The organism is Paracoccus sp. R86501, assembly GCF_042466435.1.
Taxonomy (GTDB): domain Bacteria; phylum Pseudomonadota; class Alphaproteobacteria; order Rhodobacterales; family Rhodobacteraceae; genus Paracoccus.
The window spans coordinates 2,519,543-2,534,841 of record NZ_JAXHPZ010000001.1 but is presented as its reverse complement, the minus strand read 5'-3'; the positions used below and the strand labels follow the sequence as shown (position 1 = coordinate 2,534,841).

Genomic DNA, 15,299 nt, shown 5'->3' with positions numbered 1-15,299 from the left:
AGACGTGTCTCAAACCGCTACGAGAATACGACAGAGAACTGCCTCTGCTTCATTGATATCATGTCGATCCGTCTCTGGCTGCACCATTTGTCAGCATGACCACACAGAGGCATCAAAGTTACTCGCCATATCCGCGCGTCAGCACTGCGTCGATATGCAGGAGGGCATCCTGCAACGATGCGCGCCAGAATGGCCAGTCATGACTACCCTCGGATACGCGAAACCTGTGTCGGATGCCGGCATCGCGCAGCGTAATGTGCAGGTCGGCTGTGGCCTCGAAAAAGGGATCATCGGCGCCGATATCGAAATAGAGCCGTGGAATGCGTGCGAAGCGCGTCGTATCCGTGGCCTCGATCAAGGATGCCGGGTTCAGATCATCCCATGTCGCCGTCAAGCGGTCCGGCCCTGACAAGTCCGGTCCCAGCACAGTCGCGAAACGCGACGCATAGCCTTGATCCGACAGGTCCAACAGTTGCTGATCCGTACGGAATGAGGCGCTGAGCGCTGCAATTCCTGCGAACTGGTCCGGGTGGCGCAGTTGATAGATGGTTGCAGCCATCCCTCCCATCGACATCCCAAGAATGGCCCGCCCCTCGGGGGTCCCTATGGTGCGGTAGCGACTTTCGATACCCGGGATGAAATCCTGCATGAACATCTGCTGCCAGCGCTGCTGGCCGTCGGCGTCATCCAGAAAGTAGGTCGCCACCTCATTGCCTGCGTCGCGCCGCCCGTCCGGAGCGACCGCGATCAGTGGCCTGATCTGCCCATCGGTTATCAGCTTGTCCAGGATTTGGTCGATGCCCGCCAGCGTGAACCAGTCCAGGGGCTGACCCGTCCCGCCACCATGCAGCAGATACAGCACCGGATAATCGCGACCCCGTTCCTGATAACCGGGGGGCAGATAAACGGAATAGGCGACGGGCCTGTTCAGTATCGGGCTGGGCAGGACATTCTGCGTGCGGACATCGGCGCGCAAAGGCGCTGCAGTCAGCGTGAAAAGGGTGGACGCGAAAAGGGCAAGCAAGGATCTGGCGAACATCCGACGCTCCTTCAGAAGATCAGTTTATAGGACATGGATACGCCGCCGCCCAGCAGGCCCGGTCCGGGATTTGAACCGCGATTCCATGGCCAGCGATTGCTGCTGTAATTCGAATAATTCAGCTGGATCCGGTCATTCACCCGATAGCTGGCCGTATAGGTGTAATCGGGGTTCCAGGGTTCCTGCACGCCCGAGGGATAGAGGTAGGTCGTCAGGCCCACCCGCAGCTTTTCCGTCACCGACATCCCGCAAGCCAGACTAAGCAATTCATTCGTCGGATTGGGCAGACCGAACCCGAACGAGCAATTCGCGGTCTTTTCGAAAGGCAGCCTCACCTCCGGCAGTTTATAGCTGCCGCGGAAACTGCCATCGAACAGCGACGACACGACATCCGCCCCCGCACCCGAGAACCGCGCGCTGTAGCTGGAATAGCTGATGTTCAGCTTTTCGGTCGCCTTGAAGTTGATGGAATAGGTGAAATCCGGGTCCCAAGGGGCCTGCTGGCCCGAGATGGGGAAATGCACCAGCGCAAGGTTCATCGAAAGGCGGTCGTTGATCCGCGCGCTGCAGCCAAGGCTGACCCGCAGCTTGCCATAGCGCGTGTCCTGATTGCGGTGATCGACATATTGCAGCCCCGCACCGCTGGTGATCGAACAATTCAGGCGAAAACGCTCGGCCAGAGTCTGGGGCTTTTCGGGTTCGGGTGCGGCAGGTCGTACGGCGGATGTCGGCGCGGCGGCTGTGATCTGGCCCGGGGCCGCGACGGGGGCGGGCGCTGCTGGCGGGGGCTTCGGCGGCGCGGGCGGTGTGCAAGCGTCGGGATAATAGGGGTCAGGCTCGGCGCAATCGATATCGCCGGACAGGAATGCCACGCGCTCGACAGGAGTTTCCGGTTCTGCCTCGGGTGCGGTAAGGACTGTGTCCGGGGTGGCATCATCCGTTGGCGGAATTTCGGGCGGGTCGGGTGCGGGCGGGCCTGCAGGCTGGGGCGGCGCAGGTGGTGGCGGAGGCGGCGTGCCGCTGCCGGCCAACACCCATTTCGCCAGATATTGTGCCAGCTCGAGACCGTCGATCACGGGGGGCAGGTCGGGCTTGGGTGCTCCGATTGCTGGAACGGTCATCAAAACCCCCGCATCCGATGAAATCGAGCAGGATTGCGCCAAGGTGCAGCGGACCGTGTATTCGCCATTCGCGCGATCATCATCGGGCAGCACGATGGCCGATCCGTCGGGGAACAAGCGATAGCTCCAGCCTTGCAGGCTGCCTGTCTGAGCGCGCGACCAGGCAAAGACGTTGGGGGTATCGGTCAGGACCTCTTGCGCGCCGGGGACTGCAGGGTCGTTCGTTTTGACGATAACGGGTTCGGGCAGATCCAGATGCCACGCCAAGGGAGGCGAGGGCTGCATGACAGGGGCCGCTGGTTCGACGATATTGTCGGGCATGTCTTCGAAGGGCACGGCGAATGCGGGTTGCAAGCTGGCCAGAAACCCAACTGCGCCGCATTGCAATTTGCGCCTGACCCGCTTCATGATCCTAGTCTTTGCACATCTTTGCGTTCATGGCACGGATTGCGGCCTCGGGCTGCAGGTTCGCGGCCTCGGGGCCAAGGGCCGCGGCAAGGGCCTGCCGTGTCCGCGCGCCCAACACGCCATCATCGCCACCCGGATCCTGCCCGTCGGCCTGCAGCAGGCGCTGCAAGGTCTGCACGGTCGAGGTGCCGGGGGTGATCTCGGACAGGCCGCAGGTCGCATCCGGCAGGATCGAGGGGCCACGTTCACTGGTCGAGGCAGGGGTGTCTGCAGCGGTGGGTTCATTCTGCGCGATGTCGGGGGTGGCGGCGGGACGTTCGGCGTCGAAATCGGAGTCGGGGCCTGCGGATGGCACCGTGGCATCGGGGATCGATGCCTGTTCCGCGCCCGCAGCCGTTGCCAGGGCCGCGCCCGATGACAGGCTGCGGTCCCGATCCGTCACGCCCGCATCTTCGGGCAGGCCATCCAGAGCGGCAGGGGTGGCACGCTGGAAATCGGCGGCTGTCACGTCCTCGCCCAACAGGCAGCGGCCTAGGTTGGTGGCGATGGCGGTTGCGGCAGGATCGGGGGTGCCCTTGGTTTCTTGACTGCAACTTTCGGTTCCGGCATCGCAAAGCACATCGATCTGCCACTGGGGCGCATCGCGGCTGTCGGCCAGATTGGCGGTCATATCCGGAAACAGCTTATAGACGAAACCCGCGACGCGGCCCTGCTGCCACAAACCGGGATAGCGGGCCGAAGGGACATCCGCGTATTCGCGCTGAACGTCCTGGGCGCCGGGCAGGGGTGTGTCGAAGGCCGCGCCGATACAGGGGGCGGAAAATGCGGCCCCCGGCAGGGTCAGGGCGGTGATCAGGATGAGGCCCCTCATTTCGGCATCCGCATCAGAGGGCCGGTCGCCTTGAAGGACAGCGATGCCAGAACGACCGCATTGGTGTTCGCAGTGACCGATCCATTGACGCCGCCGGTCGCCTCATAGATGCCCTCGGGCCAGCCCTTTTCGGGATCCACCATCGGGATGATTGCCTGAACCAGCTCGGCCGTATAATCGGTGCCGAACAACGCGTCCCACCCGAAGGCGGCCTTGGTCGCCATGGTGCGCCGGCTGTCGATCCGCTCGCCCTGGAATGTCAGGACGGCCCAATCCGCCCCCGCGCCCCAGACTGTGGCATAGGCGAAATAGGGTTCCTCGCTCAGGTGCGATTCCGTGACGGCGGTCAGCTGGCCGGTCTGTTCGAAGCGCGCCTGCTGCGCCTTGTAGATCGCGGTCGCAAACCGATGAGAGCGGGCATCGAACCCGAATTCCAGACCATCGAACAGATAGGGTTCGCTGACGACAAAGGCGGGGGTCGTGGCGCGGTGCATGCGGGTATCGACCGGGATCGGCTGGTCCAGCACGGTGCGGATCATCAGATTGTCGCTGACCTCATAGGCGCGATAGACATCGTAACCGTGCAACATCATCGCTTTGGCGGCGTATTGTTCGTATCCGACACGGCCTTCCTGATCGTGACGCACCTCGTTTCCCGCGATGTTGGTGCCGATCAGTTCGCCGTCGCGCACCATGCGGTCCAGCGACCACCGGTTCGTCACCGCAGCAATGGACGGTGCCAGATCGGGATGTGCCTGCTGCGCCAGCCCGAATGCCGACATGATCCGCGCCAAGTCCAGCGCAGACCAGCCCAGTCCCAGTTCCGAGGGTTTGTTGGCGTAATCGACCAGTTCCAGCGTGCGGGTGTTATAGGCCTTGTTGGGCAAGGCGTCCTCGAACAGGCGCATCTTGCCGATGCTGTCCAGCACGCGGGCGATGCGGTCGCGGGCCTCGGGGGCGTCGATCAGGGCCAGACGCTCGGCCGAGAGGATCGCCACGATATAGGATCCGGTTTCCCACATGGTGGTCGAGGGATAGTCGTTCACCGAATTGGCAAGGCCCGTCGTCTGGTCGGTGTTGTTGACGAAATAGGTCCAGGCGATGCGGGCATGTTCCATGTCCTGCGCGGTGCTTTCGCCCTTGATCGCCAGCGGCAGCGGGGTGATGTCCTCGAATGTCTGCATCAGATCCTGACCTGTTCCTGCTGTCCCACGGGTCGAGCGTTCGCCCAGATCCTCCAGCCACATCACCAGCAACAGGCCCGCGACAAGGCCGACGATAAAGATGATATGCCCGCGGGCGCGGATAAGATTCTGGCGAAAGCCCATCAGGATACCTCTGACATGTCGGTTGTTGCGGGCGGCTGCCACAGCGCGGCGCGGATGATGCCGGCCATGGCGATACAGTTGTTCAGCCCCCACAGGGCATTGGTCACGACGCCGGTTACACTGTGCGACGTGTCGGCCATCAGCAGCGCGCCCAGACCCCAGACAACGCCCGCTGCTGTCAGGCCAACCACGGCCAACTGCGGGCGCACCAACTTGAGGAAGCGCCCCGCGCTGCGATCCTTTGGCGTGACCTTGAAGACGATCCGCTGGCCCCGCAGCACCGTCCACAGCGCGCGCAGCCCAAGCGGGAAGAAGGCCAGATAGCTGGACTTGGCCGCATATCCCGCGATGCCCCAGGTGCCCACCATCATCGCCAGCTCAAGCGAGATGATGAAGGGGATGACATGAACGAAGAACTGGTTGGAGTAGGCCGAAACAGGCGCAACCCCCGTGAACAGATAGACGATGGGCGCGAAGAGGAAGATGACGTTCCACAGCGCACCCAGATAGGAATAGAAGGTCGCACCATACATCAGCCGCTGCGGAATGGTCAGGCCGCGCCGGAACAGTGGATTGTCATTGACCAGGATATCGACGCTGCCACCGGCATATTTGAAGCGCTGGATGGTCCAGGTCATCAGGTCTTGCGGCGACAGCATTCTGGATTCGACATAAGGATGCTGGAAGGATTTCCATCCCCGTTCGCGGTCCGAATGCAGCACGATCGAGGTGAAGATGTCTTCCGAGACGTGGAACCGATAGGGGGCCAGGATCTCGGCGCTGACGGCCTCGGTGCGGATGGCGTCCAGCAAATCGGGGGCGACGTTGCGTTCGCGGGTCTCGAGGGTGATCTCCTCCTCGGCGGCGATGACGCGGCGTTCGACCTTGGCACCGAAGGCGCGCAGGGCGGCCTCCATCACGGCTTCACGGCGATGGATGGACCCCGCGCCGCAGCAGAACGAGGCATTCACGCGGTTCCGGCGGCGCTGGATTATGTCGTAAAACATCTGCGGATCGTTGACGAAAGGATCGCGGCCGACCCACCATTCCCCCGCGACCTTTTCCACGGCGTTCCCGAACTTGCGGCCCCAAGGCCCGAGGCGGTCCGACAGCGCTTCGGGCAGGCGTCGGCCCTGCGGCAGGTCATAGAACCATTGCGGCGTCTGCACCCATGCCATCTGCGGATCGCGGAAATATCCGAGGGTGCGGGACAGCATCGTCGGGAAGGGGCGGGTGTCGGCGTCGCAGATCAGCAGGAAATCCCCTGATGTCTGCTCCATCGCGTTACGCAGGTTGCCGGCCTTATAGCCTTCGTTGGTATCGCGGGTGATATAGCCGACGCCTTCCTCCATCGCGACCGCGCGCATTTCGGGGCGGCGGCCATCGTCCAGCACATGGATGCGGATGTCGATCGGATGGGGATAGTCCATGGCCTTTGCATCAATGATCCCAAGACGAACCAGCTCGGGGTCTTCGTTATAGGTTGCGAACAACACATCGACAGAGATGGGGCGACCCGCCTCGGAGGTGCCCGGATCGACGTCTTCGATCAGCGCGGGCGCATCGCGCAAGCGGATCGGCTGATCGCGCCACAGGTTGAAGACGAAAAGCAGCAGCCCGATATAGGCCAGCGTTTCCGCAAGCGCCAAGGTGGCGGCGAACCACAGGGCGTCCGGGTTCAGCGAATGCATCCAGCGCCAACCAATATACCACCCCCCGATGACCAGCGATATCGTCGCCAGAAACTGCCACAGCATTTCCCGCCCGGGGGAATAGGGCAGCGGTTCGGGCGGGCGCCGGTTCTCGAACGCGCGGAAATAGTCGTCGGTCATATCGGCCTTATCCATTCGTCGCCTCGGGCGTGCGGCTGCGGGCCCAAGGGGCGGGACCCAGCCCGATTGTCCAGGCCGTCAGCTTGATCCGTTCCAGCACCATGGACAGCCCAAGGGCGGCGGGCAGAACCACGACAAAGCGGCTGATGACCAGCGTGCCCGGCGACATCATCCCGGCCAGTCCTGATTTGATCACCGCGATGTCGAACAGGTCGATCAGCAGCGGATGCACCAGATAGACGCCAAAGGTGTATTTCGCCGCCCGCGACCATTTCGGGGACCAGTTGCTGAACTGGCTGCCCATGAAAATGCAGAAGATCAGCAGGGGCATCAGGAAATGCCCATAATAATCCCACCCCGTCCGCACCGGAAATTCGCCCTTCAGAAGGGCGTGTCCAAAGAAGGGCAGGGTGGCCAGATAGGCCAGCGACACCAGATACAAGGCACCACGGCGGATCAGGCGGGTCTCGCCTCGGGGGAGGCCGTCCTTCCACAAGGAATACAGCGCAAAGGCCGCAAGACCATAGCCGACATAGCCCCAGACCTTTGTGATCCGCACCAGATAGTCGCGGGCCAGTGGTGCGATATCGATGGAGTAAAGGAACCCCTGCACGTGATCCATCGCGCCCAAGGTCGCAAACAGCATCACGCCCAGGATCGGATAGCGCAGCGCCAGACGCATCACCGGATAGAACAGGAAGATGGCGAACAGCGTCGGCAGGAAGTGCATGTGGTATTGCGATTTGCCCAGCAGGAAATACGCGACCCATGTTTTGATCTGGGCGATCTGTTCCAGATATTGCGGGGCATAGCCGAAGGCCTCGGCTTTGACCAAACGGAACAGGCCATAGAACACGGTCCAGAAGGCGAAAGGCACCAGCAGGCGGTTGGCCTGCGTCAGGATGGCATCGCGATAGGTCGGGCGGTGACGGTCGATCCGCAGCGCCATCAGAAACAGCGAGAAGAAGAAGAACATCTCGGAGCCCGAGAATTCCCCGACCGAGCGCAGGAAGACCGGAACGACCCTTTCACCCACGGTCGCATCGGGGAACGGCTGGCCCGCAAAATTGGTGGTGCTGTGGATCAGCACGACGCCCACCGCCGCGCAGACACGGTTGGCGTCGAACCAGACCATACGCGATGCAGCAGATCGGCTCATTGCGTGCTCCAATCGGCGCGGCAGGCTGCAGGCAGGACCAGACGCGGTTCGGGCTTGGCGAAGACCTGTTCCTCGGGGCGGCAATCGGTGGCGGCTATGCCGTTCTCACGATCAAGGGGTTTGCAATATTTGAACTCCTCCCACGGGACGGCGGGCTTGATCTCGACGGCATTCGCGCAGGAACAGCAGGTGATTTCCTCGACCATCGGTTCGGGCAGGCATTTGTTGGCGCGGATATCGGTGCCTGAATAGGCCATGTCCCAGAAGCTGGTATTGGTGTTCTTGAACTGCATGATCGGGCCCTGCACCTTGTACAGCAGGGCTGCCAGAATGATGCCGTTGTTGTTGGCGGTCTGCAGCGGGATATAGCCGTTACCGTTTTCGTAAAGCCCTTCGTAGAAGCCGCCCTCTTCCTCGGACAGGTCGGCGACGGTCTCGAACAGCAGGTCGGTATAGGGCACGTCCCACAGTGCCCACATGCCGATCGCGGCCTTGGCGGCAACGGCTGCGCGGTCGGGCTGATAGACGTCGCTGGGGTCCAGCGTGTTCCACGGATAGCCATCTGCAAAGATCGAGTCGTAGACGAAATAGGGTTTCCCCTCGACCTGATGTTCGGACCGCGCGGTGATGATGCCGGTCTGTTCGAAGCGGCGCTGCTGGACCAGGAAGATGCGATGGGCGAATTCGGCCCGCCAGCCTTGCGACGCGACGCCCGGACCGTCGGGGTCGTCGATGGGCAGGTCCCAGCCCATTTCCAACCCGTCCAGCAGATAGCTTTCGGTCAGGACATAGTTCTGGTTGTGGAACACCCGCGGGTCGCGGCCATCATAGGGCACATCGACGTCATAGATGTTGGTATAGGCCAGCGGCGCGGGGTCCAGCGCGCCCGCGACATCGAACCCCCACAGGGCAAAGCCCTTGGCGGCATATTCCTCGTATCCCAAACGGCCTTCCTGCACATAGCGGGTTTCGCCCTGACCGTTCACGATCGACCCGAACAGGCGGCCGTCATCCTCGACGATGTTGCAATAGTTCCAGCGCATCGGCACGTTGTCCACGCCGTTGGCCAGATAGGGATAGCGTTCCTTCAGGATCCGCAGCCAGACCAGCATCCGGCCCATGTCCAGCACCGAAAAGCCGACCTCGCCGGGCTGGTTGGCATAGTTCACCTTCTCGCCCGTCTCGGTGTTATAGACCTTGTTGGGGGCCTCGCCGCGATACAGGTCCAGATTGCGCAGGGTGCCGATCAGCTTGGTCGCGCGGCGGTCGAATTCGCGCTTGTCGATGATGCCCAGCTCATGCGCCGACACCAGCGCGCTGATATAGGATGCCGTGTCCCACAGCGTCGTCGAGGGATAGGACCCGACTGCGTTCACCAGCCCCGTATCCGGCTGGAAACGCTTGACGAAATAGCTCCATGCGGTGCGGGCCATGGCCATCTCGCGGTCGGTCAGCGCGCCATGCCGTCCGAAATACCCGTTTTCCGCAGGCTTTTCCGAGAACATCAGCTCCTGCCGTTCCTGCGTCGCAGGGTCCGTCAGCGCCTTGGGCAGATCGATCGTCGGCGCGGGGGGCACGACCGTATCCTGCGGCTGTTCGGCATCCTGCGACAGCGCGGGGTGCGAGAATTGATCCGATGCCAGCAGGATCAACAGCGATGTCGTCAACACGGCAGAACGGAGCAGGGGCATGGCTATCCTTTCTAAGATGCCGCGGGCGCGCCGGGCGGGTTTTCGGCCTGAAGGGTCGCCAGTTTGGCGCGCAATTCCTGTATGTCGTCGATCAGTTCCTGCAAGGCGGCGGGGCTTTCGACCGTTGCGTCATCCAGCTTGTCCAGCGCGCGACTGCGTTCGGCCAGATCGGTGCAGCCCAAGGTCGAGGCGATGCCGACGATTGAATGCAGCGACCTTTTCTGTTGCTGGCCAGCAGTTTCGGTATCGTCGGGGGCAGCGTTGTCCTGCAGGACGGCCAGATGCCGGTCCAGATCCTCGATCGCGGCACCGAACATCAGCAGGGCGACGTCTTGCCCGAATTCGTGGCGAAGTTCAGCCATGCGCGCCCGCAGTCGCGTCATGTCGATGGCCTCGGGACGTGTCCCGCCGACGGGCGTCTGCAGCTGTTCCGAGACGCGCCCCAACAGGCCTTTGCAGCAATAGACAAGGCTTGCGGCTGCCAGCACCAGAAAGACAATTGCCAGGATCAGGGCATTGGTTGCCGTCATTGCGGCGCATCCCTGTTGAAGATCATTTCCAACTGGTTGCCGCCATCACCGGGCAGAAACGAGATGTGGTCCGCCAGCAGGCTGATCAAAGGCACACCCCGGCCACTTTCGGCCATCTCGTCGATCTCATGCGGCTGGGGGACGTTTTCATAAAGGTCGTCGGGCGCCCTATTGCCGGCATCGACGATCCGGATACGCAGGTGGTCGGGTTGGATATCCAAGGTAACCACGATGGGCTTGTCGGGGTCCGGCGAAACAGCGTGCTGGACGGCGTTGGTCAACGCCTCCATGACCGCGATCTCGAATGAGGACATCTTGTCATCCGACAGCACGCCCGATGCCAATTCCGTCAGCCGGGCCAGCATCCCGTCAAGCCGATCAAGATCGGTCTGCATGTGCAGGATATGTTCCATCACATACGCTCACTCAGGGCGGCGGCGGCGGCGGCACTGTTGGGATAGGTGGGAAAGACCTTGTCCATGCGGGTAATGCGGAACATTTTGTCCACGCTGCCCGACAGACCGCAAACGACGATTTCCCCACGGTTGCCAAGACGCTTGAGGACGCCGACCAGTGCGCCGATGGCCGATGAGTTGACGAACGAGACCCCGCCAAGATCGACCACAAGGCGGTATTCGCCCTTGTCGATCAGTTGCCACATCTCGTCCTTGAAGGTCGTGGCGTTGGCGGCGGTCAGCCGGTCCGTGGCGGGGTTGACCACGCAGATCTGTCCATCGCCCCCGTGCTTAACCTTGATCATCCTGCTTGCATCCTTTCGCATACGACAATCGAAAGATCGTCCTCCAGCTGCACCCCGCCACGCCAGCGCGACAAGGCGTCTATCATCTTGTCCGGTATGGTGGCCGGATCGTGTGAATTTTCCGTCAGGAACCTGTTCACACCCTCATCATCGAAGGGCTGGCCAGCCGGGCTTTCAGCCTCCAATGCGCCGTCCGAGACAAGAACCAGAACGTGATCGGGCGGGAACGGCACCTGCTCGGTTTCGAAATCGGCGCGCGGCAGCAGGGCAACGGGAAAGCCGCCCGGTCCGACGGGATGACAATCACCCTTCGGCCCGACCATGAAACCCGACGGATAGCCCGCCTGGCAATAGTGAAGCGTATTGGAATGTTGATCCAGCACGCCGCAGAACATGGTGAAGTAATCGCTGCTGTCATCGCGGAAAAAGCGGGCGTTCAGAAAACGCACCAATGCGGCGGGGTCGGGCTTGCCCTGGGCATTCAGGGCGCGCTGACGGAACAGTTCCGCCGTTAGCATATGACCCAAGGCCACCGACATCAGCGAGGCATGAATCCCGTGACCGGCCACATCGATCGCGTAGAATCCCAGAACCCCCGGAGCCAGCTCGAAATAGGCGAACATATCGCCCGCCAGGATGTTCGAGGCCATCAACGCGGAATGGAACCGGCATTGTCCGATCTGGGCATGCGGGGCGGGCAGCATCCTCCGCTGCGCTTCGGCTGCATCGCGCAGGTCGGTTTCGATCTGTTCCTTGGCGGCAAGCAGGTTTGCCTCCCGCTCGGCCAGCAGCTGTTCGTGGCGCATCAGACGATCGACCGACCTGACACGTGCGGTCAGACTGGCGGTGTCCAGGGGCTTGGCCATAAAGTCGTCGATACCGGCATCCAGCGCGCGTTCGCGCTGCTGCCGCTGATCCCGCCCGGTTACCATCAGGATATGGATATAGGCGCCGCTCTGTTCGGCACGGATCTGGCGGGTCAGTTCGATTCCGTCAAGGCCGGGCATGTCCAGATCGCATATCAGGATCTGCGCCCCCAGCTCATGGAGCAGGTTCAGCGCACTGATGCCGTTATCGGCCTCATAGGGGTCATAGCCCAATTTTCGCAAAATCGCCGAGGTATACGCACGTTGCAGGCGATCATCATCAGCGACGATCACTTTGCGGGATATGTGCTTTTGGACGATAGGGCAGTGTTGCATGGTGACCTAATTGAACAAAAGGATGAAAAAATACATTTGAATTGCACTTTTCACACCATGATCACCAAATCGCGAATCAAATGCCACCAGTAACAGTCAGCTTGGTGAAAAACTCAAAGCACCGTGCCATCACTGCCACCGCATTTCGTTATCTGAGGTTCTGTGGTGTAACTTGATTGATGGCCGATGCTGCCCTGTCTCCCTCGATCGCTTCATCCCACGCCGGCTGTGCGTGGCGATCCAGGCGCAGTGCTTCATTTGAGCGATGACTCCAGCGTTGACAGTCTTTTGGAGTGTGCGTTCAAAAAATTCAGAATGACGGCGTAGGTAATTGGGTCAACTATGGAATGATGCCATCTGCCGCGATGCCAGCAATGGCTTGATCTTTCAGGATTTGGTTGAGCAAATCGAACGCCCCTCGGGCGTGTCGTTAACATGGCTTCCGATGATCTCATTGGCTTGAGCATCTGGTGTTGTCCGGCAACAGGGCATGCAGCGCGTGCCGCCGAAAAGCGACGGTGATCGCCTGTTCTACCTTGGTCGAGATCGTCGAACGCAGTCATCTTGGCTGGGTTTCAACATCTGGTACCTGTACCATTTCGAAACCGCCTTCGAGTTGATCCCCAGTTCTAGGCTCAACCTCGCGAGCGAAGCTTGCAATCGCTGTATTGCTGCTCTGACGAAGTGCGTGGTCGTGGCGCTTCCGTGACGAACTTGTCCCATAGGGCATCTTTCCATTCCCTTGAAAGCATCACACCATCGAACCGTGGGATCAAACACCTAGGGGACGATGCCCGGTCAGCTCCCGGAAGATTCATGGGCCGCGATGGCGATGCGCGGGCATTGGCAGATGCGCGAGATGGTGATCTGCGCCAGACACGGCGCGCTGTTGGTGCCTCTCTGGACGGCGCAGCATCCGACCGCACGAAATGATCTCACAGCCCGGCTGACCGAGATCTTGCCGAAGATTCTCTCGCGGGACATGGATGGGCCGGCGGCTGTTCCGACCGCGTATGACCTATGGCTGGAACAGCGGCTGGAGCGGGGAGAGGATCCGACTCGGCTCTCGGGTCACAGCCTTTATGCCGCGACGACCTTCTGTCGCTCGCTCGGGGGCGAGGTGCTGCGCATCAAAGGGCATGATGCTGCTGATCCACAGACTTTCCGGCACGCCTCGCTGGCTGTGGGGTTCGATGTCGTGCGGCGTGGTGTCGAGGCCATTCGAGATGCCCTTCACGATCTGGCTGCGGGGGCGAACGGCTTTCTGAATGAGCCCCAGAAGGCATTCGGATCACTCTGGAAGGAGATGAGGGACTACCATCAGGACAATGAAGCGTTCGAGCCGTTTGCGGACATCCTTCTGGGCGTGGTTCTGGAGATCTGGCCCATCGCGGAAGGGGCCGTTCTGCTGGGACAGAAGGTCTCGCACAGGAAACTCCATTCGGTCACGACGGCTGCGATGGCGTTGCGCGTTACCGAACGGCGGCTGCGTCCGTTGCTGGTCGAGGCCGGTATTATTGCAGCAGACGATCCGCGACCGGACAGCCGTTCCGTCTTCGATGCGCAGTCGCATGGCGTGACGCTTGGCGTGATCGGATCATTGGTAACGGACCCGCAGATGCGCCGCGCTGTCGGCATGACCGAGGCTGAGCTGCGCTCCTTGGAGCAGGACGGCGTCCTGCAGCCCCGCACGCGCCTGCCGGGCGCGCGGCTTCGCTGGCTGGAGGCGGATGGAAAGGCGCTCGTCGATGAGTTGAACGCGCTGGCCGATACGGACACCGGAACCGCCAAATGGGAAACCATTCAGATGGCGCAGGCCAACAGCAAGGTCGCAGTGGGGCGAATTATTGCCGCCATTCGGGCGAGAAAGATCCGCGTTCGTGTCCCAGCGGGCAACGCGTCCTATCATGGGTTCAAGGTCTGCCGGAGCGAGTTCGGGGCAATCGAATAGACGCCGCGCTAGGTTCAGCTGCTGAGAACGTGCAGACAAGGCGGAGCAGAAAATAGGACGACACTGCAAGGCCGCTGAGCTGGTGCTGGATTCTCCACAGGATTAAATTATCAAGGATCAGCATCTTAGGGCGATTTGTTGGTCGCGCTGCATAAATCTCTTGACGCCGGGTGTGCACAGGAATGGAAAAACGTGCACTCTTATGCTTCATTGTCAACAGCGACTGAATTGGTGACCCCGACAGGACTTGAACCTGTAACCTGCCCCTTAGGAGGGATGCGTTCATAACGCTATTCCTTCTTTGATTTCTGTTGTTTGGGTGTTTGTACAGCGTCATCCTGTACATGGTTTGTACGAAAACGGGCTCTTACATCGGCCTCATCCGTCTCCGCATGGGCATAAATGCGCATGGGTAAATTGGGGTCTGACCAGCGTCCTGCCTTGGCTGCCGTGACAGGATCAACACCTTATCGAACCACAAGTTCAGTAAAGAACCCATGCCGACCAGCTGGGTGTGCAGACAAGTATTGGATGCCCGCCCGCTTGCAGATGGTCTTCCATCGCGTGTTGTAGCCTGTCGAGCTGCCATAGCCGAAAACACGCGGCTTCATGAGCTTGCCTGTCTTACGGTTCTTGGGTCGCTTCGCGGGCAAGGCCAACAACTCGTCCATCATCTGCGGCGAGACAGTAATCCAGCTCTCTGGATGCCCCTTCTGGGCCTTTACCCTGACTTTGTTCTCGGCAGGGCGCAGATCGTCAGGCTCCAGTGACACGGCCTGATCAATCCGCGCCGCAGTCTCGAACATGAACCGCACCAACGCCGCGTTGTATGGATCGGCTGCCCGACAGAAGGCTTCTATCCATACCCTGTCCGCTGGAGTGCGCTCGACGCGGCTTGGCTTCCCTCTGCGCTTATCCTGCGCAATCCGTTCAAACCTGTCATAGGGCTTCACTCGGATCAGAGGTGTTCCAATCAACTCGTGCGCGTTGTTGATCACTGCACTGGCAGGCGTGACGATCTCCCGCCACCACGTGTCGGTTGAGGCCATCGGTTTCCATTTTGGCCCGAGCCCCTTCAACAATGCACCCGAGATGGCATTCAGCGGTATATCGCCAATTTCTTGCACGATCGGAATGAGCCTTTCGGCATCATCTTTGGATGCGTTGTACAGCAAGATAGCATCAGAGAATGTCTTGCTGACTTCGTCGCCGACCACATGGCGGCGTATCTGAAATTCTGTCTCAGGCGTTATCCAGTCCCGCGCGCCTGCTTCTGTAGATGCCTTAGTGCTTCGCCGGTATGGGCCTGCGATGCGCCTGCCGTTGTACTCGACCCAACCCTTGGCCCAGTAGAAGTGACCCCTCTTGTAGATTTGGAGCGGCATGACTGACCTCCTTCAAAAATTG

At 61.0% G+C, this 15,299-nt stretch carries 13 protein-coding genes; 1 reads left to right on the top strand and 12 read right to left on the bottom strand.

The features are described 5' to 3' along the window. Nucleotides 1-118: 118 nt before the first annotated feature. Genes SJY40_RS12390 through SJY40_RS12340 form a run of 11 tightly spaced genes read right to left on the bottom strand, consistent with a single transcriptional unit; the run spans nt 119 to nt 11,899 of the window. Complete coding sequence (locus tag SJY40_RS12390; protein ID WP_378946831.1) at nt 119-1,039, bottom strand: alpha/beta hydrolase; 921 nt, start codon at nt 1,037-1,039, stop codon at nt 119-121. An 11-nt stretch (nt 1,040-1,050) separates the two neighbouring features. Beyond that, nucleotides 1,051-2,568, bottom strand: coding sequence for a hypothetical protein (locus tag SJY40_RS12385; RefSeq protein ID WP_378946828.1), 1,518 nt, complete (start codon nt 2,566-2,568; stop codon nt 1,051-1,053). Between the two features lie 4 nt (nt 2,569-2,572). After that, on the bottom strand, nt 2,573-3,439 hold the full coding sequence (locus tag SJY40_RS12380; protein WP_378946826.1) for a hypothetical protein: 867 nt from the start codon (nt 3,437-3,439) through the stop codon (nt 2,573-2,575). Next, nucleotides 3,436-4,767, bottom strand: a complete 1,332-nt coding sequence (locus SJY40_RS12375) for a DUF3131 domain-containing protein (protein WP_378946823.1) — start codon at nt 4,765-4,767, stop codon at nt 3,436-3,438. Before SJY40_RS12375 ends, SJY40_RS12380 begins: the two co-directional genes overlap by 4 nt. Continuing rightward, entirely contained in the window at nt 4,767-6,614 is a 1,848-nt protein-coding gene (locus tag SJY40_RS12370) for a glycosyltransferase (protein ID WP_378946820.1), read from the bottom strand. The genes SJY40_RS12375 and SJY40_RS12370 overlap by 1 nt, the downstream gene beginning before the upstream one ends. Further along, nucleotides 6,607-7,758, bottom strand: coding sequence for an acyltransferase (locus SJY40_RS12365; RefSeq protein WP_378946818.1), 1,152 nt, complete (start codon nt 7,756-7,758; stop codon nt 6,607-6,609). Before SJY40_RS12365 ends, SJY40_RS12370 begins: the two co-directional genes overlap by 8 nt. Next, the gene (locus SJY40_RS12360) at nt 7,755-9,449 is read right to left on the bottom strand and encodes a DUF3131 domain-containing protein (protein WP_378946815.1); all 1,695 of its coding nucleotides are present in this window, start codon (nt 9,447-9,449) and stop codon (nt 7,755-7,757) included. The genes SJY40_RS12365 and SJY40_RS12360 overlap by 4 nt, the downstream gene beginning before the upstream one ends. Nucleotides 9,450-9,460: 11 nt before the next feature. Then, nucleotides 9,461-9,979, bottom strand: a complete 519-nt coding sequence (locus SJY40_RS12355) for an Hpt domain-containing protein (protein WP_378946812.1) — start codon at nt 9,977-9,979, stop codon at nt 9,461-9,463. After that, nucleotides 9,976-10,392 carry an ATP-binding protein gene (locus SJY40_RS12350; RefSeq protein WP_378946810.1) on the bottom strand — a complete coding sequence of 139 codons (417 nt, stop codon included), beginning with the start codon at nt 10,390-10,392 and terminating at the stop codon, nt 9,976-9,978. The genes SJY40_RS12355 and SJY40_RS12350 overlap by 4 nt, the downstream gene beginning before the upstream one ends. Further along, nucleotides 10,392-10,739 carry an STAS domain-containing protein gene (locus tag SJY40_RS12345; RefSeq protein ID WP_378946808.1) on the bottom strand — a complete coding sequence of 116 codons (348 nt, stop codon included), beginning with the start codon at nt 10,737-10,739 and terminating at the stop codon, nt 10,392-10,394. Before SJY40_RS12345 ends, SJY40_RS12350 begins: the two co-directional genes overlap by 1 nt. Then, on the bottom strand, nt 10,736-11,899 hold the full coding sequence (locus SJY40_RS12340; protein WP_378946805.1) for a PP2C family protein-serine/threonine phosphatase: 1,164 nt from the start codon (nt 11,897-11,899) through the stop codon (nt 10,736-10,738). The genes SJY40_RS12345 and SJY40_RS12340 overlap by 4 nt, the downstream gene beginning before the upstream one ends. An 868-nt stretch (nt 11,900-12,767) precedes the next feature. Between SJY40_RS12340 and SJY40_RS12335 the strand changes: the two genes are divergently transcribed. After that, complete coding sequence (locus tag SJY40_RS12335; RefSeq protein ID WP_378946802.1) at nt 12,768-13,892, top strand: hypothetical protein; 1,125 nt, start codon at nt 12,768-12,770, stop codon at nt 13,890-13,892. 467 nt (nt 13,893-14,359) lie between these two features. Here the strand turns inward: SJY40_RS12335 and SJY40_RS12330 are convergent, their stop codons facing one another. Then, the gene (locus tag SJY40_RS12330; protein WP_378946799.1) at nt 14,360-15,277 is read right to left on the bottom strand and encodes a site-specific integrase; all 918 of its coding nucleotides are present in this window, start codon (nt 15,275-15,277) and stop codon (nt 14,360-14,362) included. Nucleotides 15,278-15,299: the final 22 nt, after the last annotated feature.

Coding starts and splice junctions, on each gene's coding strand:
- SJY40_RS12390 (WP_378946831.1), bottom strand. CDS start 1,039: ATGTTCGCCAGATCCTTGCTTGCCCTTTTCGCGTCCACCCTTTTCACG.
- SJY40_RS12385 (WP_378946828.1), bottom strand. CDS start 2,568: ATGAAGCGGGTCAGGCGCAAATTGCAATGCGGCGCAGTTGGGTTTCTG.
- SJY40_RS12380 (WP_378946826.1), bottom strand. CDS start 3,439: ATGAGGGGCCTCATCCTGATCACCGCCCTGACCCTGCCGGGGGCCGCA.
- SJY40_RS12375 (WP_378946823.1), bottom strand. CDS start 4,767: ATGGGCTTTCGCCAGAATCTTATCCGCGCCCGCGGGCATATCATCTTT.
- SJY40_RS12370 (WP_378946820.1), bottom strand. CDS start 6,614: ATGGATAAGGCCGATATGACCGACGACTATTTCCGCGCGTTCGAGAAC.
- SJY40_RS12365 (WP_378946818.1), bottom strand. CDS start 7,758: ATGAGCCGATCTGCTGCATCGCGTATGGTCTGGTTCGACGCCAACCGT.
- SJY40_RS12360 (WP_378946815.1), bottom strand. CDS start 9,449: ATGCCCCTGCTCCGTTCTGCCGTGTTGACGACATCGCTGTTGATCCTG.
- SJY40_RS12355 (WP_378946812.1), bottom strand. CDS start 9,979: ATGACGGCAACCAATGCCCTGATCCTGGCAATTGTCTTTCTGGTGCTG.
- SJY40_RS12350 (WP_378946810.1), bottom strand. CDS start 10,392: ATGGAACATATCCTGCACATGCAGACCGATCTTGATCGGCTTGACGGG.
- SJY40_RS12345 (WP_378946808.1), bottom strand. CDS start 10,739: ATGATCAAGGTTAAGCACGGGGGCGATGGACAGATCTGCGTGGTCAAC.
- SJY40_RS12335 (WP_378946802.1), top strand. CDS start 12,768: ATGGCGATGCGCGGGCATTGGCAGATGCGCGAGATGGTGATCTGCGCC.
- SJY40_RS12330 (WP_378946799.1), bottom strand. CDS start 15,277: ATGCCGCTCCAAATCTACAAGAGGGGTCACTTCTACTGGGCCAAGGGT.